We start from the raw sequence: 19,243 nt of genomic DNA on the forward strand, positions 1-19,243 counted from the left end.
CACTGGAGCCGGGTCCTGAGGGCCCGGCTCTTTCTCTTTGATGGACCACTCGCCCTGATCCGATGACCGTCGCGGTTTCGATCCTTCCCGAGCAGCAGCTGGCCGCGCTGAATGCCGCCTACCGCCAGGCGGTCGCGCGCAAGCGGCTCCGCCTCCTGTTCGGAGTGGCGCTGTTCGCCGCCGCGCTGGTTCTCGCCGCGATCGGCGCCGAAGTGAACCTGCGCACCCTGTTCACCTATTTCGGCAACTTCATCAGCTATTTCGACCGCATCCTCACGCTCGACAGCGGCCAGCGCGTCTGGACCGATGTCGGCGAGTGGCTGTGGGGCTGGCGCAAATGGCTGAAGATGCTGGGAGAGACGCTGCTGATCTCCTATGTCGGCACGCTGATCGGCGCGACCCTCGCCTTTGCCCTGAACTTTTTCGCGGCCGAAAACACCTCGCCTTCGCCCTGGCTGCGCTTTGTCGTGCGGCGCCTGCTCGAATTCGCCCGCACCGTCCCGGGCATCGTGTTCGCGCTGGTCTTCGTCATCGCCTTCGGGCTCGGGCCGATGGCGGGCGTGCTCGCGATCGCGATCCACTCCACCGGGGCGCTCGGAAAACTGTTCTCGGAGATCGTCGAGAATGCCGACATGAAGCCGGTCGAAGGCGTTCGCTCGACCGGGGCGAGCTGGCTCTCCTGCATGCGCTTCGCCGTCGTGCCGCAGGTCACGGCCGGCTATGCCAGCTACGCGCTGCTGCGCTTCGAGATCAACGTCCGCGAAGCCTCGGTGATGGGCTTCGTCGGCGCCGGAGGCATCGGCCAGGAGCTCGTCGTCGCCATTCGCAAATTCTACTATTCGGACGTCAGCGCCATCCTGCTCACCATCATCGTCACCGTCTTCATCATCGACATCACCACCGGCTGGCTGCGCGGCCGCCTGTTCGGCAAGGAGGCGCGGACATGACGGGGCCGCAGCAGGTCGACGCGCGAGAGATCCGCGCGCGCTACCCTGATGTGTTCGACCGGCCGGCTTCGGCGCGGCTTGCGATGCCGGCGATGATCGTCGCGGCGTTTGCGATTCTGGTCTATGGCCTGGTCGATCTCGACTTCTCGCCGTCGCGCTTCTTCGCCGGGCTCAGCCAGCTCGGCTGGATCAGCCTGATGATGATCCCGCCGGATCCCGGCTCCTCGCTGCCGATCTATCTGAAGGCGCTCGGCGAGACGCTGTCGATCGCGCTGCTCGGCACGACTGTGGCGGCGCTGCTCGCGCTGCCGGTCAGCCTGCTCGCTGCGCGCAACGTGGTGCCGTCGAAGATCCTGCGGTTTCCCGTCCGCCGCTTCCTGGATTCGATCCGCGGCATCGACACGCTGATCTGGGCGCTGGTGTGGATCAACGTGGTCGGCCTCGGCCCGTTCGCCGGCGTGCTCGCCATCGCCGTGTCGGATTTCGGCGCCTTCGGAAAACTGTTCTCCGAGGCGATCGAGGGCGCCGACCAGAAGCAGGTCGAGGGCATCCGCGCCGCCGGCGGCAGCCCGCTGCACGAGATCCGCTTCGGCCTGTTGCCGCAGGTCCTGCCCGTGATTGCCGGCCAGGTGCTCTATTTCATCGAATCCAACACCCGCTCGGCCACCATCATCGGCATCGTCGGCGCCGGCGGCATCGGCCTCCAGCTCGCCGAGCAGATCCGCGTGCTGGAATGGCAGAAGGTCTCGTTCCTGATCCTGATGATCCTGGTCGCGGTCGCCGCGATCGATTTCATCTCCGGCAAGCTGCGCTTTGCCATCATCGGGCGAAGGGCTGTGGCCTGAGTTCTTCGCCTCTCCCCGCCTGCGGAGAGAGGCCGGAATTTGCGCAGCAAATTCCGGGTGAGGGGGTCTCTCCGCGAGTCCGTCTTTCACCGTGATTGCGGATGCAGCCCCTCACACCCCAACCCTCTCCCCGTAAGAACGGGGAGAGGGAGACCAGCGAGCTCACCCGTTCTCCACCAGAAACTCCACCCGCTCCGCGGCAAAGCGCGAATGCTTGGTCACCAGCGGCTTGCCGTCGAGATCGTGGTCGGTCGCATCGACCACCAGGATCGGGCGTCCCAGCGCGAGATCGAGCCGCGCGGCGTCGGTGGCGTCGACGATTCCGGCGGTGATCCGGGTCGCGCCGCGGCGGTAGTCGCGGACACCATAATGCTCGAGCAGCTTCGTCATCGAGCGCGTCGCGGCGAACACGGCGCCGGCGTCCGGAAACCGCTCCGCCGACAGCCAGGTGGTGGAGACGCAGATCGGCGTGCGGTCGGCGAGGCGGATCGCCTCGATTCGCACCAGCGGCGCGCCGGCCTTCAATCCCAGTTCCCGCGCCAGTTCGCGGGTCGCGACGTCGTCGGACGCCTCGATCAGCCGGCCGTGCGGTTCGCGACCGTCCGCGCCGACGATCTCGGAGAATCGGGTGCGCGAACGTAGCGGATAGGCGAGCTTCTGTGCCTCGACATAGGTTCCGCTGCCGCGCTCGGCCCGCACCAGGCCGCGCTCGGCAAGCGCGGCCAGCGCGCGCCGCACGGTGTGGCGGTTCACGCGATAGGTCTCGGCGATCTCCATCTCGCCCGGCAATTTGTCGCCGGCGGCAAAGCGCCCGTCGGCGATGCCGCGTTCGATGCCGTCGGCGACGAGGCGCCACAGCGCGACGCCCGAGGAGGCGGTGTCCTGCATGCTCATATCGCCGGCCAGCGTAGCCCGAAAATCATACGTTTGTCACGAAATGGTCATGGCGCTTCCGTATCAAGTTGTCTATTATCATAGACAACTTGGATTCGGCAAGTTGATGGATTCGGTGATGCAGAACGACAGCCAGCAAACCCAGCGCAAGGCCGCGATGGCCGTGCTGGCGCACGCGGACGCAGGCGAGATCGCCGCGCGCCTCGGTGCAATCGCCTTGCCGCCCCATCAGAATCTGCGCGAGCCGGAAAATGGCCTCGTCATGCTGCGCGGCCGGGTCGGCGGCGATGGCGCACCGTTCAACCTCGGCGAAGCGACGGTGTCGCGCGCTGCCGTGCGGCTTGCGAGCGGCGAGGTCGGCTTCGGCTACACCCTCGGGCGCGACAGCGAGAAGGCCCGGCTGATCGCGCTGTGCGATGCGCTGGTGCAGTCCCGTGATTTTGGCGAAGCGGTGGAGCGGGACGTTATCGCGCCGTTGCGCGAGCAGCTTATGATCGAGCGCAAGCAGGTCGCGGCGGAGACCGCCGCGACGAAGGTTGATTTCTACACCATGGTGCGCGGTGAAGGGTGAGATCATGACCACGATTGCGGAACTGCCGCCGGGGTTCGCCGACAAGGTCTTGTCAGCGCAATCGACTTTTCGTTCGGTCATGGACGCGATGGCGCGGCCGGGGTCGGTCCAGCGCATCGTTCCGATGGCGGGAGCGCCGGACATGATGATGCGCGGCACCGCCGCGATCGCGCTGACGCTGTTCGATCATGACACGCCGCTCTGGCTCGACGCGCGGCTGGCGGAAAGTTCCGACATCGTGAAATGGCTGAAATTCCATACCGGCGCTCCGGTGGTGCAGGATTCCTCGATCGCGAGCTTTGCGCTGATCAGTGACGGCGCGGCGCTTCCGCCGCTCGAGCGCTTCGCGCTCGGCAGCAACGAATATCCGGACCGCTCGACCACGATAATCCTCCAGGTCGACAGCCTCGACGCGGGCCGCAATTTCGAGCTCCGCGGCCCGGGCATCGACGGCGTCGCCACGCTCGGAGCGACGATCAGGCCCGCCGATCTGTTCGAGCGCCTGCGTGTCAACGAGGCGCTGTTTCCGCGCGGCATCGATGTGGTGCTGGTCGCCGATGACGCCGTGGTTGCGATCCCGCGCACCACGCGCGTCGTGAGCAAGGGAAGCTAGAAGCATGTATGTCGCAGTCAAAGGCGGCGAACGCGCCATCGAGAACGCCCACCGCCTGCTCGCCAATGCGCGGCGCGGCGACCAGAGCGTCTCCGAGGTCACGCTCGACCAGATCTCGGAGCAGCTTGGCCTCGCCGTCGACCGCGTCATGAGCGAGGGCTCACTCTATGATCGCGAGCTCGCGGCGCTCGCGATCAAGCAGGCGCGGGGCGACCTGATCGAGGCGATCTTCCTGGTCCGCGCCTTCCGCGCCACCCTGCCGCGCTTCGGCGCGAGCGAGCCGGTCGACACCGGCGCCATGCGCGTGCAGCGGCGGGTGTCCTCGACCTTCAAGGACATTCCGGGCGGCCAGATCCTCGGGCCGACCTTCGACTATACCCATCGCCTGCTCGATCCGACGCTCGCCGAAGGTTTCGTGCCGGAAGCACCGGCGACGGCCGAGGCCTCGACCGCGGCGACGCCGCGCGTGACGGACATTCTCGGCCGCGACGGGCTGATCGAATCCTCTCCACAGGCCGAGGAAGGTGCCAGCGTCGGCGATCTCACCCGCGAGCCGCTGAATTTCCCCGCCGATCGCGATCTGCGGCTGCAAAATCTCGCGCGCGGAGACGAGGGTTTTCTGCTGGCGATGGGCTATTCCACCCAACGCGGCTATGGCCGCAACCATCCCTTCGCCGGCGAGATCCGCTTCGGCGAGGTCGAGGTCGAATTCCTGGCCGAGGACGTCGGCTTCGCCGTGCCGCTCGGGTCCATCGAGCTCACCGAGTGCCAGATGGTCAACCAGTTCAAGGGCTCCGCGACGGAAGCGCCGTGCTTCACCCGCGGCTATGGTCTCGCCTTCGGCCAGAGCGAGCGCAAGACCATGTCGATGGCGCTGGTCGACCGTGCGCTGCGTGCCCGCGAGCTGGGCGAGGAGGCAGTCGCCCCCGCGCAAGATGAAGAATTCGTGATGTCGCATTCGGACAACGTCCAGGCGACCGGCTTCGTCGAGCATTTGAAGCTGCCGCATTACGTCGACTTCCAGTCCGAACTCGGCCTGCTGCGCAAGCTGCGCAAGGAATTTGCCGAGGCCAATGCCGAGCCCATGAAGGAGGCCGCGGAATGAACGCGCCCGCCTACAACTTCGCCTATCTCGACGAGCAGACCAAGCGGATGATCCGCCGCGCGATCCTGAAGGCGATCGCGATCCCCGGCTATCAGGTGCCGTTCGCCAGCCGCGAAATGCCGATGCCGTATGGCTGGGGCACCGGCGGCGTGCAGGTGACCGCCGCGATCCTGGGGCCGCAGGACGTGCTGAAGGTGATCGACCAGGGTTCCGACGACACCACCAACGCGATCTCGATCCGAAAATTCTTCGCCAAGACCGCGGGCGTCGCCACGACGACGGCGACGGATGTGGCGACGGTGATCCAGACCCGTCACCGCATCCCGGAGACGACGCTGCACGAGAACCAGGTGCTGGTCTATCAGGTGCCGATCCCGGAACCGCTGCGTTTCCTCGAGCCGCGCGAGACCGAGACGCGGCGCATGCATGCGCTCGCCGAATACGGCCTGATGCATGTGAAGCTCTACGAGGACATCGCCCGCTTCGGCCATATCGCCACCGCTTACGCCTATCCGGTCAAGGTGAACGCGCGCTACGTGATGGATCCGTCGCCGACGCCGAAATTCGACAATCCCAAGATGGACAATTGCGCAGCGCTGCAATTGTTCGGCGCCGGCCGCGAGAAGCGCATCTATGCGATCCCGCCTTACACCCAGGTGGTGTCGCTCGATTTCGAGGATCACCCGTTCGAGCCGTACCGGTTCAACGCGCCTTGCGCGCTGTGCGGGGCGGAGAATTCCTATCTCGACGAGATCGTCACCGACGACAAGGGCGGGCGCATGTTCGTCTGCTCCGATACCGACTATTGCGAGGGCCGCCAGGCCGCCGGCCATCACGGCAGCCTCAGCGCCGCGCCGTACAAGGAGAAGGCGGGCTCACATGGTTGATCAAGACTTCGTTGATCAAGACTTGGCTGATCTCGATAGGCTCGAAAACGACCAGCCGCTGCTGGTCGCCGGGTCTCTCAGCAAGTCCTACGGCCGCATCGCCGCGTGCCGCGACGTGTCCTTTGCGCTTTATCCGGGCGAGGTGCTGGCGATCGTCGGCGAGTCTGGCTCGGGCAAGTCGACGCTGCTGCAGATGCTGTCGGGCCAGCTCACCCCGAGTGCCGGCCATGTGTCCTATCGGATGCGCGACGGCGTCACGCGCGATCTCACGACGCTGGGCGAAGCCGAGCGGCGCTTCCTGTTTCGCACCGATTGGGGTTATGTGCACCAGGATCCCGCGCAGGGTCTGCGCATGGCGGTCTCGGCCGGCGCCAATGTCGGCGAGCGGCTGATGGCCGTGGGGTGGAATCACTACGGCCGCATCCGCGACACCGCGTCCGACTGGCTCGGTCGCGTCGAGATCGACGTCGCGCGCATCGACGATGCGCCGCGGACCTATTCCGGCGGCATGCGTCAGCGGCTCCAGATCGCGCGCAATCTCGTCACCGAGCCGCGGCTGGTGTTCATGGACGAGCCGACCGGCGGCCTCGACGTCTCCGTGCAGGCGCGCCTGCTCGACCTCTTGCGCAGCCTCGTCGCCGAGCTGCACCTTGCGGTGATCATCGTCACCCATGATCTTGCGGTGGCGCGACTGTTGTCGCACCGCGTGATGGTGATGAAAGGCGGTCGCGTCATCGAAACCGGCCTCACCGACCAGGTGCTGGACGACCCGCGCGAGCCCTATACGCAACTCCTCGTCTCCTCGATTCTCCCGCCATGATTCTTCCAGTATGAGCCAGCCGATGACCGCCATGATCGACATCGCCGACGCCCAGAAGACCTTTACGATGCACCTGCAGGGCGGCATCGAATTGCCGGTCGTGCGCGGCGTCACCTTCAACGTCAATCCCGGCGAGTGCGTCGTGCTGTCGGGGCCGTCAGGCGCCGGCAAATCGTCGATCCTGAAGATGATCTTCGGTAACTATCGTTGCGACTCCGGCCGCATCGATATCCGCCATCGCGGCGCCGTGATCGATCTCGCCACCGCCGAGCCGCGGCAGGTCCTCAACATCCGCCGCTCCACCATCGGCTACGTCAGCCAGTTCTTGCGGGCCGTGCCGCGCGTTGCCACGATCGATGTCGTCGCCGAGCCCCTGATCGTGAACGGCATGAGCCGGGCCGATGCGCAGCAGCGTGCCGGCAGCCTGCTGCATCGTCTCAACATCCCCGAGCGGCTTTGGCAGCTTCCGCCGGCGACCTTCTCCGGCGGCGAGCAGCAGCGCGTCAACATCGCGCGCGGCTTCATCCCGGACCTGCCGATCCTGCTGCTTGACGAGCCGACCGCGTCGCTCGACGCGGCCAACCGCGCCGTCGTGGTCGACCTGATCGCCGGGAAGAAGCGCCAGGGTGTCGCCATGGTCGCCATTGTCCACGACGACGAAATCCGCCATCTGATTGCCGACCGCATCGTTGACGTCACCAGTTTTGCCGCCGCGGCCTGAAGGAAATGGAAATGAACGCCAAGCCGAAGGAAACATTGATCGCCAATGCCAGGATCGTGCTGGCTGACCGGGTGATCGAGCAGGGCTGGCTCGCTCTCGCCGATGGATGCATCGCCGAGATCGGCGAGGGCAGGGCGCCCGCGGGTGCGGAGGATGCCGGCGGCGATCTCATCATGCCCGGCCTGATCGAGCTCCACACCGATCATCTCGAAGCGCACTACGTGCCGCGGCCAAAGGTGTTCTGGAATCCGGTCGCTGCCGTGATCTCCTATGACGGCCAGCTCGCCACCTCAGGCATCACCACGGTGTTCGATTCGCTCCGCGTCTGGCGCGAGGACGGCGCCGAGGAGGTCGACGGCCGCGCCGGCGTGCTGGCCGCCGCGATCACGACCGCGCGCGAAGCCGATCTGCTCCGTGCCGACCACTTCCTGCATCTGCGCTGTGAAATCCCGATGCCGAGCGTGGTCGAGGAAGCCAGGGAGCTGATCGATCGTCCCGACGTCAAGCTGATGTCGCTGATGGATCACACGCCTGGCCAGCGCCAGTTCCGCGACGAGGTCAAGCTGCGCGACTACTATCGCGGCAAGGGCGGCGGCAAGACCGATGCCGAGCTCGACGAGCTGTTCGCAAAGCGCTTCGCCTATCAGAAGGCCTATGCCGCGACCAACATGCGCGAAATCGTGGCTCTGGCGCACGAGTACAAGATACCGCTCGCGAGCCACGACGACACCACCGAGGAGAACGTTGCGGACGCCGTGCGCGATGGCGTTGCTGTGGCGGAATTCCCGACCACGCTCGAGGCTGCACGCGGCCTGCACCAGGCCGGCATCGATATCCTGATGGGCGCGCCCAACGTCGTGCGCGGCGGCTCGCATTCCGGCAACATCGCCGCGGTCGATCTCGCGCGCGAGGGCCTGCTCGACATCCTGTCGTCGGACTACATTCCGTCCAGCCTTCTCATGGCGGCGCTGCAATTGCCCGAGCATGTGCCGGCGATCAGCCTTCCGGCTGCGGTCCGCACCGTGACCAAGGCGCCCGCCGAGGCGGTCGGCCTCACCGACCGCGGCGAGGTCGCGACCGGCAAGCGCGCCGACCTGATCCGCGTGCACGTCGCGGGCAGCGTTCCCGTCGTTCGCAGCGTCTGGCGCGAAGGGGGCCGCGTCGCATGAGCGAGACCGTGACCATGGCGGGGCAGGCGGGTGCAATCGGACCCGGGCGGCTCGTGCTCGTGGTCGGTCCGAGCGGCGCCGGCAAGGACACGCTGCTGCGGCTGGCCCAGGCGGCCTGCGCCGACGATCACGACGTCGTCTTTCCGCGCCGCGTCGTGACCCGCGAGTCCTCTCCGGCCGAGGACAATATTGCGGTGGGTTCCGACGAATTCCGCCGCGGGCTCGATCACGGCGATTTCGCCGTGCATTGGGAAGCGCATGGGCATTGCTACGCGCTGCCACTCGAAATCAATGATGATATCCGTGCCGGCCGCGCCGTGGTCGCCAATGTCTCGCGCACCGTGATCGGCGCGTTGCGCCAAACCTATGCCAACGTCGTGGTGGTTGCGATCACGGCGCCGCCGGACGTGCTGGCGCAGCGGCTCGCTGCGCGGGCGCGGCACAGCGACGGCAACATCGCGGATCGCCTCGCACGCAGCGTCGATGACACATCGACACAAGCCGATGTCACCATTCTCAATGCCGGCAGCGCGGACTATCACAGCCGCCAGCTCGTGCGCGTGATCAGGAACCAGGGCTGGCATGAATAGCCGGCACAACCAGGAGAACGGAATGTCGGTGATCGAAACGGTCGAACAACTGGAAGCCATCTACGGCGCCACCAATGATGCCTCGACCGTGAAAGTCGCCGACCACGTCACGCCGCTCTATCGCATCTTCATCGAGAAGGCGCCGTTTGCCGCGCTCGCGACCATCGGGCCGGAGGGCATCGACTGCTCGCCCCGTGGCGATCTGCCCGGCTTCGTCCGCATCCACGACCCCAAGACCCTGATGCTGCCCGATCGCCGCGGCAACAACCGCGTCGATTCCCTGCGCAACATCGTGCGCGATCCCAGGGTGTCGCTGATGTTCCTGATTCCCGGCTCCGGCAATGCGACCCGCGTCAACGGCCGGGCCCATCTCTCCATCGATCCCGAGTTGCTGGCCTCGTTCAAGGTCGAAGGCAAGGCGCCGCGCAGCGTCATGGTGATGAAAGTGGACGAAATCTACTTCCAGTGCGCCCGCGCCATCGTCCGTTCCGACCTCTGGAATCCCGACAAGCGCGTCGACCCGAAGACGCTGCCGACGCCGGGCCAGATCCTCGCCGAGATGAGTGAGAACAAGGTCGGCGGCGAAGAGTACGATCGCGCCTGGCCGGCGCGCGCCGCGGCGACGATGTGGTGATCTTGTCACCCTCTCCTCTTGTGGGAGAGGGTGGCTCGCCGCGAAGCGGCGAGACGGGTGAGGGGTATCTTTCCGCGAGTCCAACTCTCATTTGAATTTGAGGAGGCAACCCCTCATCCGGCGCTTCGCGCCACCTTCTCCCGCAAGGGGAGAAGGAAGAAAAGGCTGCGCCGGTGCGGCGTCAATTGAGCGCGATCCCGCCGCTCTGCGCGATCGTGTGCTCGGCCATGTGGACATTGTCGACCAGCAGCATCATGGCCTGAGCTCATCGCGAGATGAATCGGCCTGCCCGCTCTTGCCGCGGGAGAAGCGCTCCAGCGTGCCGGTTGCAAATATGGATAGCCATTTCATTGACCAGGAGCGCCAATCGCTCGATACTCGCAGCATCGAAACTGCTCATCGAGCTTGACGCCGCGACTATGAGAACCGATCACCAGCGCAATCAGAACGACATGCACGCGTGCATGACGCGGCGCTGTTTCTCGGTGGCAACCGGCGCCTGTTGTTGCTGACCGTCCTGGCAGCATCCCACACCGCAAATCCCAAGCCTTGAAACTTCCAAGCCTTGAACTTCCAAGACAGGAACGCCGAGCTCCCCGGCGAACGAGCAGTCATGTCCCAGACACAGTCGAACGCCTACATTATCGAGATCCAGGACCGCGCCGCCGGCATCATCACCAGAGATGAGCGCGGCTTCCGTTTCTTCTCCTCGGAGCGCCTGTTCGACAGTCTCGAAGGTCGCCAGTTCCGCTCGGCGCGCGAGGCCGAACGTGCCGCACGCGCCGTGTTCTCCGAGCGAAACCGGCGTCCGAGCTGATCAGCTCCGGCGGCGCGTCCGGGTTCGCGCCGCCTTCTTCGCGGCAGCGGAGCGGACCTTGGCGCCCTTGGTGTGGCTCGCCTTGCGCGCGGCGGCCGACCGCGATGCCGCGGTTCGCCGGCTCGCGGCGCGCTCGCCCTGTTTCGACAGGGCGCTGCGTGATGCGGTCGAGCGCGGCTCCTTCTTCAGCACGCCTTCGACGGCACGCGACACGCGCGGCCGGCGCTTTGGCGTCCGTTTGCCCTGGCCGACCTCGTAAGCATATTTGGCGCTGCGGCGCGTCGACTTCTTGGTGCGTCCCTTGCGCGGCGGCGGCAGATCGACGCCGGCGCGGCGCGCCTCGGACAAACCGATGGCAATGGCCTGGCGCGTCGAGCGCGCGCCATGCTTGCCTTTCCTGATCTTGTCGATCTCGTCCTTGACGAATTCGCCGGCCTGCGTGCTCGCAGATTTGCCGGCGCGCTTGTCCTGCTTCGCCTTGCGAATGATTTCCTGTCTTGGCATGGCCGAGTTCCCTTATGACGTCACAGGGATGTCTCACCGCAACGCGCAAGACAGGCGATCGATCCTTTTCAGTTCCTCAGCGCCGCCAGCAGCTCGTCAGGCCGCTCCGCCATGATCATGTGACCCGCGCCCGGCACCACGACGGTCTTCGCCTGCGGGATCGCCGCCGCCAGCGCCTTGCCGGCCTTTGCCGGAGTCATCATGTCCCGCTCGCCGAGGATCAGCGTGGTCGGCACCTTCACGCTCGCGGCAGCGGTCAGCGCGTTCGCGTAGGCATTGCAGGCGGACAAATCCCTGAACAGCACGCCGGGCTCGCAGTGCTTCAGCACCGCCTGCGCGCCGCCATGCATCCACAGGCCCGGCGCGAGGCTGCCGCCGAGCTCGGCCTTGAAGCCGAGGCCCCAGATCGAGACCATGTCGACGGCGTCCTGGTCGTTGGCTTCGGCGGCCTTCAGCAGATCCGGGCCGACCGTCATGGTCGCGGCGGTGCCGATCAGGCTCAGTGCGGAGACCTTGTCCGGATGCCGAGCCGCCGTCTCCAGCGAGATCAGCGATCCCATGGAGTGGCCGATCAGGTGCGCCTTTGCAGCTCCTGCCGCATCGAGCAGCGCGGCCGTCCAATCGGCCATCTCGGCGATGCCGGAGAGCGAAGGCCCGGCCGAGCGGCCGTGGCCGGGCATATCAGGCGCCAGCACGCCAAAACCGTGATGGGCGAACCAGCGCGTATGCAGCGCCCAGGTCGAATGGTCGAAGCCGGCACCGTGGATGAAGACGACCGTGGGCAGGGATTTGTCGAAGTCGCGGCCGCCGGTCGCGACAAACACATCGGTGCCGTTGACGGAAAGCTTCATGGCTTCAGACCTTTTGCGAGATGCGCAGCGCTTGGGCGAGATCGTCGATGATGTCGGAGGCGGTCTCGATGCCGACCGACAGCCGCACCAGCTCCTCGCCGACGCCGGCGGCCTTGAGCTGCTCGGCGTCCATCTGCTGATGCGTGGTCGAGGCCGGGTGGATCACCAGTGTCTTGGCGTCGCCGACATTGGCGAGGTGGCTGATCATGCGCAGCGATTCGATGAACTTGCGCCCCGCAGGCCGGCCGCCCTTGATGCCGAAGGAGACGATCGAGCCGGCGCCGCGCGGCAGCAGTGTCTTTGCGAGCTGATAGTCGGGATGGGTCTCGAGCGAGGGATGCAGCACCCAGTCGACCGCCTTGTTGGCCTTCAGTGCCTCCAGCACCAGATGCGTGTTCTGCATGTGGCGGTCCATGCGCACGCCCAGCGTCTCCACGCCCTGCAAAAGCTGGAACGCGTTGGTCGGCGACAGGCAGGCGCCGAAATCGCGCAGGCCTTCGGTGCGCGCGCGCATGATGAAGGCGGCGGTGCCGAACTGCTCGTCGAAGACGATGCCGTGATAGCCGCCATAGGGCTCGGTCAGCACGCCGAACTTGCCGGAGCCGCGCCAGTCGAAGCGGCCGCCGTCGACGATGGCGCCGCCGATCGCGATGCCGTGGCCGCCGATCCATTTTGTTGCCGAATGCATGACGATGTCGGCGCCCAGCTCGATCGGCCGGCTGAGATAGGGCGTGGCAAAGGTGTTGTCGATCAAGAGCGGAATCTTGGCTTCATGCGCGATCGCAGCGACCTTGGGAATGTCGAGCACCTCCAGCCCGGGATTGCCGATCGTCTCGCCGATCACCAGCTTGGTGTTCGGCCTGATGGCGCTGCGGAACGCGTCGAGATCGCGCGGCTTCACGAAGGTCGTGGTGATGCCGAAGCGCGGCAGCGTGTGCGCCAGCAAATTGATGGTGCCGCCATAGAGCGAGCTCGACGCCACGATATGGTCGCCGGCGTTCAGCAGCGTTGCGATGGCCAGATGCATCGCAGCCTGGCCGCTCGCGGTGCAGATCGCGCCGACGCCGCTTTCCAGCGCCGCAAGCCGCTCCTCCAGCACGCCGGTGGTCGGATTGGAGATGCGCGTATAGATGTGGCCGGCACGCTCCAGGTTGAACAGCGCGGCGGCGTGATCGGAATCCTGGAACACATAGGACGTGGTCTGGTAGATCGGCACCGCGCGGGCGCCGGTCGCGGGATCCGGATGCTGGCCCGCATGCAGGCTCAGGGTCTCGAAGGCAGGCGGTTTTGGCGCAGGCATGCGTGGCCTCGTTGATCGGTCGGCGAGGCGGCCCTTGTGCCACAAAATCGTGTGTCGCGTCAGCCCATTGACAGGGCGGCAATGATGCTGCGCTCCCTCGCCCCGTTCTTACGGGGAGAGGGTTGGGATGAGGGGCTGTTTCCGCGGTCACGGTGAGAGTTGGATTCGCGGATGCTCCCCCTCACCCGGAATTCGAGCTGCGCGCGCATTCCGGCCTTTCCCCGCACGCGGGGAGAGGCGAAGCAACGCCGTCTGAGCCTAACCCCGAATGGCCTGCTCGATGATGCGCGCCTCCCGCAGCAGGATCTCCGCGACCTCCTGCTCGCGGCGCGGGCCGAGCCTCGTTCGAACGGCGGAGACCGTCATCGCCGCCGCGGGGCGGCCGTCCGGGGTCTTGATCCAGGTCGAGATCGACTTCGTGCCCTGCACGAGACCGATCTCCCTCATGCCGTATCCCAGCCGTCTCGCGGCGGCGATCTCGCCCATCACCGTTGCAACGTCGGTCCGGTAGGCCTCATACCTCTTCTCGTTGGCTGCGACGATTTTTCGCGCGTCCTGCGCCGGCATCGCGGCGAGGATGGCGACGCCGGCGCTGGAGACGCCGAGCGGCCGGCGTGCGCCAACTTCGATCGACAGCACCTGGATCGGATAGACGCCGATCCTGCGATCGACGCACAGCGTGTCGTTACCGGTCCGCACCGTCAGGAACAGTGTGTCGCCGATCTCGGCGGACGCGCGCCGCAGCGACGGATTTGCGGCGACCAGCAGCCGCGACGGCCGTGCCCGCGCGAGCGCCAGCTCAGGTACCTGGTTGCCGATCGCGTAGCGGCCGGTTCGCTCATGCCGTTCGACGATGCCTTCCTCGATCAGCACGTGGACGATGCGATGCACGGTCGGGCGGGTGAGGCCGGTGGCCCGCACCACCTCGGCCAGTGGCACACCGTCTTCGCGGCCTGCGGCAAGAATGCGCAGCACCGCCAGCGCGCGGCGGATCGCCTGCGCACCCTGTCGCGGTTCCATGGCGCTGTGCGCGGATCTCGGGGAGATTGCCCTGTCCATAATATGGACAAGAACGCCACAATTCACTCGACAGGTAAAGCGCGCATCTGGAGATTGCGCCCCGCGGGATGCCATGTGCCAAAATCGACGCGCAAATGCGATGGCACTCGAGGTGAAATTGGAAGCGCCGTCGGGAGGTTAACATGAGATTAATCTGGATTGCCATAGCAGCCGTAGCTGCGATGCTGGCGGGTCCTGCGGCGGGCCAGCAATGGCCGGCGCGCAACGTCAAGCTGATCGTGCCCTATCCGGCCGGCGGCAATGTCGACAGCGCGGCGCGCATCATCGCCGACAAGCTCCAGGAAAAGCTCGGCCAGCCCTTCATCATCGAGAACAAGGCCGGCGCCGGCGGCATGATTGCGGGCGAGGCTTTCGCGAAGTCCGCGCCGGACGGCTACACGCTGTTCGTCGGCGCCAATGGTCCGGTGCTGTTCGCGACCGAGATCAACAAGCGCGACGCCTATAGCTGGAAGAAGGACTTCCTCCCCATTACGACGATCTCGATGACGCCGCTGGTGCTCGAGGTGCATCCGTCGGTCCAGGCCAACAATTTCAAGGAATTCATCGATCTCGCCAAGCGCGAGCCCGGCAAGCTGACCATGGCCTCGCCCGGCCCCGGCACCACCAACCATCTGCTCAGCGAGCTGATGCAGTCCAGCCTCGATTTGCAATGGGTCACCGCACACTACCGCGGCAACGCGCCGGCGATCAACGATCTGCTCGGCGGCCAGGTGCAGTTCGCCTTCGACCAGCTCACGGTCAGTCTCCAGCACATCAAGGCCGGCCTGTTCCGGGCGCTGGCCGTCACCAGCCCGCATCGCCTGAAGTCGCTGCCCGACGTGCCGACCTTTGCCGAACTCGGCTACAAGGACTTCGACGGCCAGACTTTCACCGGCCTGTTCGCGCCCGCGGGCACGCCGGCGCCCATCATCGAAAAGCTGCACGAGACGCTGGTCGCGATCCTGAAGGACCCGGGCGTGGTCGACAAGTTCGAGAAGCTCGGCGGCGAAGCCACGCCGATGACGCCTGACGAGTTCAAGGCTTATCTCGCGCGCGAGGACGCCAAGTGGATTCCGGTCGTGCGCAAGGCCAACATCAAGGCTGACTGATCGATGCGGATCGATCCCACCGAGCTCGGCGCCGAGCGCATCTACCGCCTGATGACCGGCATCGTGGTGCCGCGTCCGATCGCCTGGGTGACGAGCCTGTCGCGTTCCGGCGTGCTCAACCTCGCGCCGTTCAGCGCCTTCACCTTCGTCTCGCAGAAGCCGCCGATGCTCGCCATCAGCGTTGGCCGCAAGGGCGCCGACTACAAGGACACCGCGCACAACATCCTCGACACCGAGGAGTACGTGATCCACATCGCCGATACCCCGCTGATGTCGGCGGTGCACGACTCATCGATCGAGCATCCGCCTGAAATCAGCGAGGTCGAACAGCTCGGCCTCGAGACCATCGCGAGCGAGTGCCTCAAGGTGCCGCGGCTGGCCGCGGCGCCGGTCGCGATGGAATGCCGCTTCCGGCAGTGCCTCGAATTCGGCGAGGCGCGCAGCCGGCTGATCGTCGGCGAGGTCGTGATGTTCCACATCCGCGACGGCCTCGTGAATGACGGCAAGGTCGAGACCAAGGCGCTCGACCCGATCGCCCGCATCGGCGGTCCTCGCTACGCCCGCCTCGGCGAGATCGTGACGCTGCGCACCGTGTTCCAGACCCCGAAATCGACCGACTGAACGCAGCGGCGTCGCCTGCACCGTCGGATCACCTGACCCCCGTTGGAGAGAACGACCATGCGACTGGTAAGCTATCTGGTGGACGGCGAGCCGCGCTATGGCGCGGCGGTTGACGGTGGTGTCGTCGACCTGACGAAGCGGATCGGCCGTGACTTCTCGGATGTGAAGGCGCTGATCGCGGCCAACGCGCTCGCGGAGGCGCAGGAAGCCGTGGCCGGACAAAAGCCCGACCTCGCGCTGGAAGACCTCGTGCTGTTGCCGCCGGTGCTGGCGCCGGAAAAGCTCTGGTGCATCGGCGTCAACTACGCCGAGCGCAACGCCGAATACAAGGACAATTCGGACCTGCCAAAATATCCGAGCCTGTTCGTGCGCAGCATGTCGTCGATGACCGGCTCCGGCCAGCCGCTGGAGAAGCCCAAGGTGTCGGACCAGCTCGACTATGAAGGCGAGCTCGTCATCGTGATCGGCCATGGCGGCCGTCACATCCCGCGGGAAAAGGCGTGGTCGCACATCTTCGGCATGACGCTGTGCAACGAGGGCACGATCCGCGACTGGCTGCGCCACGGCAAGTTCAACGTCACGCAAGGCAAGAATTTCGATCGCTCCGGCAGCATCGGCCCGTGGATCGTTACCACGGACGAGCTCGATCCGCGCGGTCCCCACGACATCATCACGCGCGTCAACGGCGAGGTGCGGCAGCAGGACACTACCGAACGGCTGATGTTTCCGTTCGACTTCCTGATTTCCTATCTCTCCACCTTCGCGACGCTCAAGCCCGGCGACATGATCGTGACGGGCACGCCGACCGGCGCGGGCGCGCGCTTCGACCCGCCGCGCTGGCTCAGGGACGGCGACGTCGTCGAGGTCGAGTCGAGCCGCATCGGCGTGCTGCGCAACACCGTGGCCGCGGAGCAATAGATCATGCTGGACGCCGCCACGATCGAACGCCTCGCCGCGCGCCTCGACGAGGCCGAGCGCACGAAATCGCTGATCCCGATGTTCTCGAAAGAGTTCCCCGACTTCAGCATCGAGGACGCCTACGCCGTCCAGCGCGCCTGGACGAAGCTCCAGCTCGGCCGCGGCCGCGTCATCAAGGGCCACAAGATCGGACTGACCTCGAAGGCGATGCAGAACGCGGTCGGCATCTCCGAGCCCGATTACGGCGTGCTGTTCGCCGACATGTTCTATGCAGACGCCACGCCGATCCCGTTCGATCGCTTTCACGCGCCACGGATCGAGGTCGAGCTCGCCTTCGTGCTGAAGGCGCCGCTGCGCGGACCGGATTGCACCATCTTCGACGTGCTCAACGCCACCGACTACGTGACGCCCGCGCTCGAGATCCTGGAGACGCGGATGCACCGCGTCGATCCCGAGACCGGCAAGACCCGCAAGGTGATGGACACGATCTCGGACAACGCCGCCAACGCCGCGCTGGTGCTCGGCGGCCGTCCCTTCCGTCCCCTGGATGCGGACCTGCGCTGGATCGGCGCGCTGCTGTTCCGCAACGGCGAGGTCGAGGAGACCGGCCTTGCCGCCGGCGTGCTCAATCACCCCGCGAACGGCATCGCCTGGCTCGCCAATCGCCTGGCGCCGCATGACGAACATCTTAAGGCCGGCGAGGTCGTGCTGGCAGGATCGTTCACGCGTCCGGTCGACATCCGCCGCGGCGATACCTTCCACGCCGACTATGGCGCCTTCGGCTCGGTGTCGTGCCAGTTCGTCTGAACCAACAACAAATAGGGAGCGCACCATGACGGCTCACACGCGGCGCAAGAGCATTCATATCGGCGGCTTCAAGCACGCCAATCCAATTCCGAACGCCTGCCGCATCGGCAATCTCGTGATGTCCGGCGTCATCCTCGGCCGCGATGCGGCCGGCGCCATGCCCGACAGCCTCGACGCACAATGCGCCAACATGTTCGCGCACATGAAGGCGACGGTGGAGGCCGCGGGCGGCACCACGGACGACATCATCAAGATGACGGTCTGGCTGAAGGACCGCACGCAGCGCGGGCCGGTCAATGTCGAATGGCTCAAGATGTTTCCGGACGAGCATTCGCGCCCGGCGCGCCACGCGCTGCCGATGGACAGCATGGACGGCGGCGCTCTGGTGCAGTGCGACTTCACCGCCGTGATCGACTGAGGGAGTTTTGCGTATGCCGACCTATCTGCCGTTCGATCCCAATCCGCGCGGTCCCGTCAAGGCGCCGCCGCCGAAGACCGTCGACAGCCAGTTTCACGTGCTCGGTCCGATCGATAAATATCCGGAGCGCCCCGGTGCCGCCTATCGGATGCCGACCGCGACCTGGGAAGCGGCGCTGCGCATGCACAAGGCGCTCGGCATCGAGCGCGGCATCATCGTGCAGACCACGACCTATGGCGCCGATCATGCCGTCGTGCTCGACGGCCTCGCTGCCATGGGCCCGAACTATCGTGGCTGCGCCAACGCGCTGGTGTTCGCCGAGGCGAGCGACTCCTATCTCGCCAAGCTGCATGATGCCGGCGTGCGCGGCGCGCGCTTCAGCTTCCGCCAGGAGCTCGGCGCGGTGTTGTCGGATGCCGATTTCGCCCGTGCGATTGCGCGCATCCGCGAGCTCGGCTGGTACGTCAAGATCCAGCCGGAGAAGGACGGCATCGTCTCCAGCGTCGCCAAGTATGAAAACCTCGACGTCCCCGTGCTGATCGACCACATGGCGCGGCCTGATCCGGAGGCCGGCAAGAACGATCCGAACCTGCGCAAGATGCTGGAGCTGCTCAAGAAGGGCAATTTCTGGGTGATGCTGTCGCTCGGCGAGAAGACCTCGAAGACCGGCGCTCCCTACGACGACGTGATCCCGATCGCGCGCGCCTATATCGAGGCCGCACCCGACCGCTGTGTCTGGGCCAGCGACTGGCCGCACCCGGTCTCGGTGAAGCAGCCGCCGAACGATGCCGATCTGCTCGAGCTGATGTATCGCTATGCGCCGGATCAAGCGGAGCTGGAAAAGATCCTGGTGCACAATCCGGCAAAGCTGTTCGGGTTTCCGGATTAGAGCGCTCGCGGCTCGCCACCAGCGCGGTGTGCTCCCTCTCCCGCTTGCGGGAGAGGGTCGGGGTGAGGGCTCTCTCCTCTTGGGGGCTCTCGCTCGCGGCGACACCCTCTCCCCAGCCCTCCCCCGCAAGCGGGGGAGGGAGCGCCCCACCTTT

Annotated in this window: 23 protein-coding genes; 18 read left to right on the forward strand and 5 right to left on the reverse strand. The window is 66.1% G+C overall.

Annotated features, from left to right (window positions below):
• Nucleotides 1-62 precede the first annotated feature (62 nt).
• Nucleotides 63-947 carry a phosphonate ABC transporter, permease protein PhnE gene (gene phnE / locus GPL20_RS31025; protein WP_157334905.1) on the forward strand — a complete coding sequence of 295 codons (885 nt, stop codon included), beginning with the start codon at nt 63-65 and terminating at the stop codon, nt 945-947.
• A complete protein-coding gene (phnE, locus tag GPL20_RS31030) occupies nt 944-1,792 on the forward strand; it encodes a phosphonate ABC transporter, permease protein PhnE (RefSeq protein ID WP_157334907.1) in 849 nt (282 codons plus the stop codon). The genes phnE (GPL20_RS31025) and phnE (GPL20_RS31030) overlap by 4 nt, the downstream gene beginning before the upstream one ends.
• Before the next feature lie 162 nt (nt 1,793-1,954).
• On the opposite strand, the gene phnF is transcribed toward phnE (GPL20_RS31030), so the two are convergent.
• Nucleotides 1,955-2,686, reverse strand: coding sequence for a phosphonate metabolism transcriptional regulator PhnF (gene phnF / locus GPL20_RS31035; RefSeq protein WP_157334909.1), 732 nt, complete (start codon nt 2,684-2,686; stop codon nt 1,955-1,957).
• A gap of 157 nt (nt 2,687-2,843) precedes the next feature.
• Here phnF and phnG point away from each other — a divergent pair, with 157 nt between their 5' ends.
• From phnG to GPL20_RS31085, 10 genes are all read left to right on the forward strand, one after another.
• Nucleotides 2,844-3,257 (forward strand): phosphonate C-P lyase system protein PhnG, encoded by a 414-nt coding sequence (gene phnG / locus GPL20_RS31040; protein ID WP_373568242.1) that lies wholly within the window; start codon nt 2,844-2,846, stop codon nt 3,255-3,257.
• Nucleotides 3,258-3,261: 4 nt separating this feature from the next.
• Nucleotides 3,262-3,870: a phosphonate C-P lyase system protein PhnH gene (gene phnH, locus GPL20_RS31045; protein ID WP_157334911.1), complete on the forward strand. Its 609-nt coding sequence runs from the start codon at nt 3,262-3,264 to the stop codon at nt 3,868-3,870.
• Nucleotides 3,871-3,874: 4 nt separating this feature from the next.
• Nucleotides 3,875-4,975 carry a carbon-phosphorus lyase complex subunit gene (locus tag GPL20_RS31050; RefSeq protein ID WP_157334913.1) on the forward strand — a complete coding sequence of 367 codons (1,101 nt, stop codon included), beginning with the start codon at nt 3,875-3,877 and terminating at the stop codon, nt 4,973-4,975.
• Nucleotides 4,972-5,862: an alpha-D-ribose 1-methylphosphonate 5-phosphate C-P-lyase PhnJ gene (locus GPL20_RS31055; protein ID WP_157334915.1), complete on the forward strand. Its 891-nt coding sequence runs from the start codon at nt 4,972-4,974 to the stop codon at nt 5,860-5,862. The genes GPL20_RS31050 and GPL20_RS31055 overlap by 4 nt, the downstream gene beginning before the upstream one ends.
• Complete coding sequence (gene phnK, locus GPL20_RS31060) at nt 5,855-6,682, forward strand: phosphonate C-P lyase system protein PhnK (RefSeq protein ID WP_430641852.1); 828 nt, start codon at nt 5,855-5,857, stop codon at nt 6,680-6,682. Before GPL20_RS31055 ends, phnK begins: the two co-directional genes overlap by 8 nt.
• A gap of 22 nt (nt 6,683-6,704) precedes the next feature.
• Nucleotides 6,705-7,403: a phosphonate C-P lyase system protein PhnL gene (gene phnL, locus GPL20_RS31065; RefSeq protein WP_167533298.1), complete on the forward strand. Its 699-nt coding sequence runs from the start codon at nt 6,705-6,707 to the stop codon at nt 7,401-7,403.
• Nucleotides 7,404-7,414: 11 nt separating this feature from the next.
• Nucleotides 7,415-8,572, forward strand: coding sequence for an alpha-D-ribose 1-methylphosphonate 5-triphosphate diphosphatase (locus GPL20_RS31070; protein WP_157334931.1), 1,158 nt, complete (start codon nt 7,415-7,417; stop codon nt 8,570-8,572).
• Nucleotides 8,569-9,162: a phosphonate metabolism protein/1,5-bisphosphokinase (PRPP-forming) PhnN gene (phnN, locus tag GPL20_RS31075; protein ID WP_157334933.1), complete on the forward strand. Its 594-nt coding sequence runs from the start codon at nt 8,569-8,571 to the stop codon at nt 9,160-9,162. The genes GPL20_RS31070 and phnN overlap by 4 nt, the downstream gene beginning before the upstream one ends.
• A 22-nt stretch (nt 9,163-9,184) precedes the next feature.
• Nucleotides 9,185-9,796: a pyridoxamine 5'-phosphate oxidase family protein gene (locus GPL20_RS31080; RefSeq protein WP_157334935.1), complete on the forward strand. Its 612-nt coding sequence runs from the start codon at nt 9,185-9,187 to the stop codon at nt 9,794-9,796.
• Nucleotides 9,797-10,409: 613 nt separating this feature from the next.
• The gene (locus GPL20_RS31085; protein WP_157334937.1) at nt 10,410-10,613 is read left to right on the forward strand and encodes a hypothetical protein; all 204 of its coding nucleotides are present in this window, start codon (nt 10,410-10,412) and stop codon (nt 10,611-10,613) included.
• Here the strand turns inward: GPL20_RS31085 and GPL20_RS31090 are convergent, their stop codons facing one another.
• From GPL20_RS31090 to GPL20_RS31105, 4 genes are all read right to left on the reverse strand, one after another.
• Nucleotides 10,614-11,117, reverse strand: a complete 504-nt coding sequence (locus tag GPL20_RS31090; protein WP_157334939.1) for a DUF6496 domain-containing protein — start codon at nt 11,115-11,117, stop codon at nt 10,614-10,616.
• 68 nt (nt 11,118-11,185) lie between these two features.
• Nucleotides 11,186-11,968, reverse strand: coding sequence for an alpha/beta fold hydrolase (locus GPL20_RS31095; protein WP_157334941.1), 783 nt, complete (start codon nt 11,966-11,968; stop codon nt 11,186-11,188).
• Between the two features lie 4 nt (nt 11,969-11,972).
• Nucleotides 11,973-13,268 carry an O-acetylhomoserine aminocarboxypropyltransferase gene (locus GPL20_RS31100; protein ID WP_157334943.1) on the reverse strand — a complete coding sequence of 432 codons (1,296 nt, stop codon included), beginning with the start codon at nt 13,266-13,268 and terminating at the stop codon, nt 11,973-11,975.
• A gap of 258 nt (nt 13,269-13,526) precedes the next feature.
• The gene (locus GPL20_RS31105) at nt 13,527-14,327 is read right to left on the reverse strand and encodes an IclR family transcriptional regulator (protein ID WP_157334945.1); all 801 of its coding nucleotides are present in this window, start codon (nt 14,325-14,327) and stop codon (nt 13,527-13,529) included.
• Nucleotides 14,328-14,470: 143 nt separating this feature from the next.
• On the opposite strand from GPL20_RS31105, the gene GPL20_RS31110 reads away from it, so the two are divergent.
• From GPL20_RS31110 to GPL20_RS31135, 6 genes are read left to right on the forward strand one after another with little or no spacing between them, the layout of a single operon-like run.
• Nucleotides 14,471-15,436, forward strand: coding sequence for a Bug family tripartite tricarboxylate transporter substrate binding protein (locus tag GPL20_RS31110; protein WP_157334947.1), 966 nt, complete (start codon nt 14,471-14,473; stop codon nt 15,434-15,436).
• Between the two features lie 3 nt (nt 15,437-15,439).
• Nucleotides 15,440-16,057, forward strand: a complete 618-nt coding sequence (locus GPL20_RS31115) for a flavin reductase family protein (protein ID WP_157334949.1) — start codon at nt 15,440-15,442, stop codon at nt 16,055-16,057.
• Between the two features lie 57 nt (nt 16,058-16,114).
• Complete coding sequence (locus GPL20_RS31120) at nt 16,115-16,975, forward strand: fumarylacetoacetate hydrolase family protein (RefSeq protein ID WP_157334951.1); 861 nt, start codon at nt 16,115-16,117, stop codon at nt 16,973-16,975.
• Between the two features lie 3 nt (nt 16,976-16,978).
• Nucleotides 16,979-17,782, forward strand: coding sequence for a 2-oxo-hept-4-ene-1,7-dioate hydratase (hpaH, locus tag GPL20_RS31125; protein WP_157334953.1), 804 nt, complete (start codon nt 16,979-16,981; stop codon nt 17,780-17,782).
• A gap of 25 nt (nt 17,783-17,807) precedes the next feature.
• Nucleotides 17,808-18,200, forward strand: a complete 393-nt coding sequence (locus GPL20_RS31130; protein WP_157334955.1) for a RidA family protein — start codon at nt 17,808-17,810, stop codon at nt 18,198-18,200.
• Nucleotides 18,201-18,213: 13 nt separating this feature from the next.
• A complete protein-coding gene (locus GPL20_RS31135) occupies nt 18,214-19,089 on the forward strand; it encodes an amidohydrolase family protein (protein WP_157334957.1) in 876 nt (291 codons plus the stop codon).
• The last annotated feature ends 154 nt before the right edge of the window (nt 19,090-19,243 follow it).

It is taken from the genome of Bradyrhizobium cajani, assembly GCF_009759665.1.
In the GTDB taxonomy this organism is placed as follows: domain Bacteria; phylum Pseudomonadota; class Alphaproteobacteria; order Rhizobiales; family Xanthobacteraceae; genus Bradyrhizobium; species Bradyrhizobium cajani.

What these genes read in the sequence shown, in the direction of transcription:
- phnE (WP_157334905.1), top strand. Translation starts at nt 63, where the DNA reads ATGACCGTCGCGGTTTCGATCCTTCCCGAGCAGCAGCTGGCCGCGCTG.
- phnE (WP_157334907.1), top strand. Translation starts at nt 944, where the DNA reads ATGACGGGGCCGCAGCAGGTCGACGCGCGAGAGATCCGCGCGCGCTAC.
- phnF (WP_157334909.1), bottom strand. Translation starts at nt 2,686, where the DNA reads ATGAGCATGCAGGACACCGCCTCCTCGGGCGTCGCGCTGTGGCGCCTC.
- phnG (WP_373568242.1), top strand. Translation starts at nt 2,844, where the DNA reads ATGGCCGTGCTGGCGCACGCGGACGCAGGCGAGATCGCCGCGCGCCTC.
- phnH (WP_157334911.1), top strand. Translation starts at nt 3,262, where the DNA reads ATGACCACGATTGCGGAACTGCCGCCGGGGTTCGCCGACAAGGTCTTG.
- GPL20_RS31050 (WP_157334913.1), top strand. Translation starts at nt 3,875, where the DNA reads ATGTATGTCGCAGTCAAAGGCGGCGAACGCGCCATCGAGAACGCCCAC.
- GPL20_RS31055 (WP_157334915.1), top strand. Translation starts at nt 4,972, where the DNA reads ATGAACGCGCCCGCCTACAACTTCGCCTATCTCGACGAGCAGACCAAG.
- phnK (WP_430641852.1), top strand. Translation starts at nt 5,855, where the DNA reads ATGGTTGATCAAGACTTCGTTGATCAAGACTTGGCTGATCTCGATAGG.
- phnL (WP_167533298.1), top strand. Translation starts at nt 6,705, where the DNA reads ATGACCGCCATGATCGACATCGCCGACGCCCAGAAGACCTTTACGATG.
- GPL20_RS31070 (WP_157334931.1), top strand. Translation starts at nt 7,415, where the DNA reads ATGAACGCCAAGCCGAAGGAAACATTGATCGCCAATGCCAGGATCGTG.
- phnN (WP_157334933.1), top strand. Translation starts at nt 8,569, where the DNA reads ATGAGCGAGACCGTGACCATGGCGGGGCAGGCGGGTGCAATCGGACCC.
- GPL20_RS31080 (WP_157334935.1), top strand. Translation starts at nt 9,185, where the DNA reads ATGTCGGTGATCGAAACGGTCGAACAACTGGAAGCCATCTACGGCGCC.
- GPL20_RS31085 (WP_157334937.1), top strand. Translation starts at nt 10,410, where the DNA reads ATGTCCCAGACACAGTCGAACGCCTACATTATCGAGATCCAGGACCGC.
- GPL20_RS31090 (WP_157334939.1), bottom strand. Translation starts at nt 11,117, where the DNA reads ATGCCAAGACAGGAAATCATTCGCAAGGCGAAGCAGGACAAGCGCGCC.
- GPL20_RS31095 (WP_157334941.1), bottom strand. Translation starts at nt 11,968, where the DNA reads ATGAAGCTTTCCGTCAACGGCACCGATGTGTTTGTCGCGACCGGCGGC.
- GPL20_RS31100 (WP_157334943.1), bottom strand. Translation starts at nt 13,268, where the DNA reads ATGCCTGCGCCAAAACCGCCTGCCTTCGAGACCCTGAGCCTGCATGCG.
- GPL20_RS31105 (WP_157334945.1), bottom strand. Translation starts at nt 14,327, where the DNA reads ATGGACAGGGCAATCTCCCCGAGATCCGCGCACAGCGCCATGGAACCG.
- GPL20_RS31110 (WP_157334947.1), top strand. Translation starts at nt 14,471, where the DNA reads ATGAGATTAATCTGGATTGCCATAGCAGCCGTAGCTGCGATGCTGGCG.
- GPL20_RS31115 (WP_157334949.1), top strand. Translation starts at nt 15,440, where the DNA reads ATGCGGATCGATCCCACCGAGCTCGGCGCCGAGCGCATCTACCGCCTG.
- GPL20_RS31120 (WP_157334951.1), top strand. Translation starts at nt 16,115, where the DNA reads ATGCGACTGGTAAGCTATCTGGTGGACGGCGAGCCGCGCTATGGCGCG.
- hpaH (WP_157334953.1), top strand. Translation starts at nt 16,979, where the DNA reads ATGCTGGACGCCGCCACGATCGAACGCCTCGCCGCGCGCCTCGACGAG.
- GPL20_RS31130 (WP_157334955.1), top strand. Translation starts at nt 17,808, where the DNA reads ATGACGGCTCACACGCGGCGCAAGAGCATTCATATCGGCGGCTTCAAG.
- GPL20_RS31135 (WP_157334957.1), top strand. Translation starts at nt 18,214, where the DNA reads ATGCCGACCTATCTGCCGTTCGATCCCAATCCGCGCGGTCCCGTCAAG.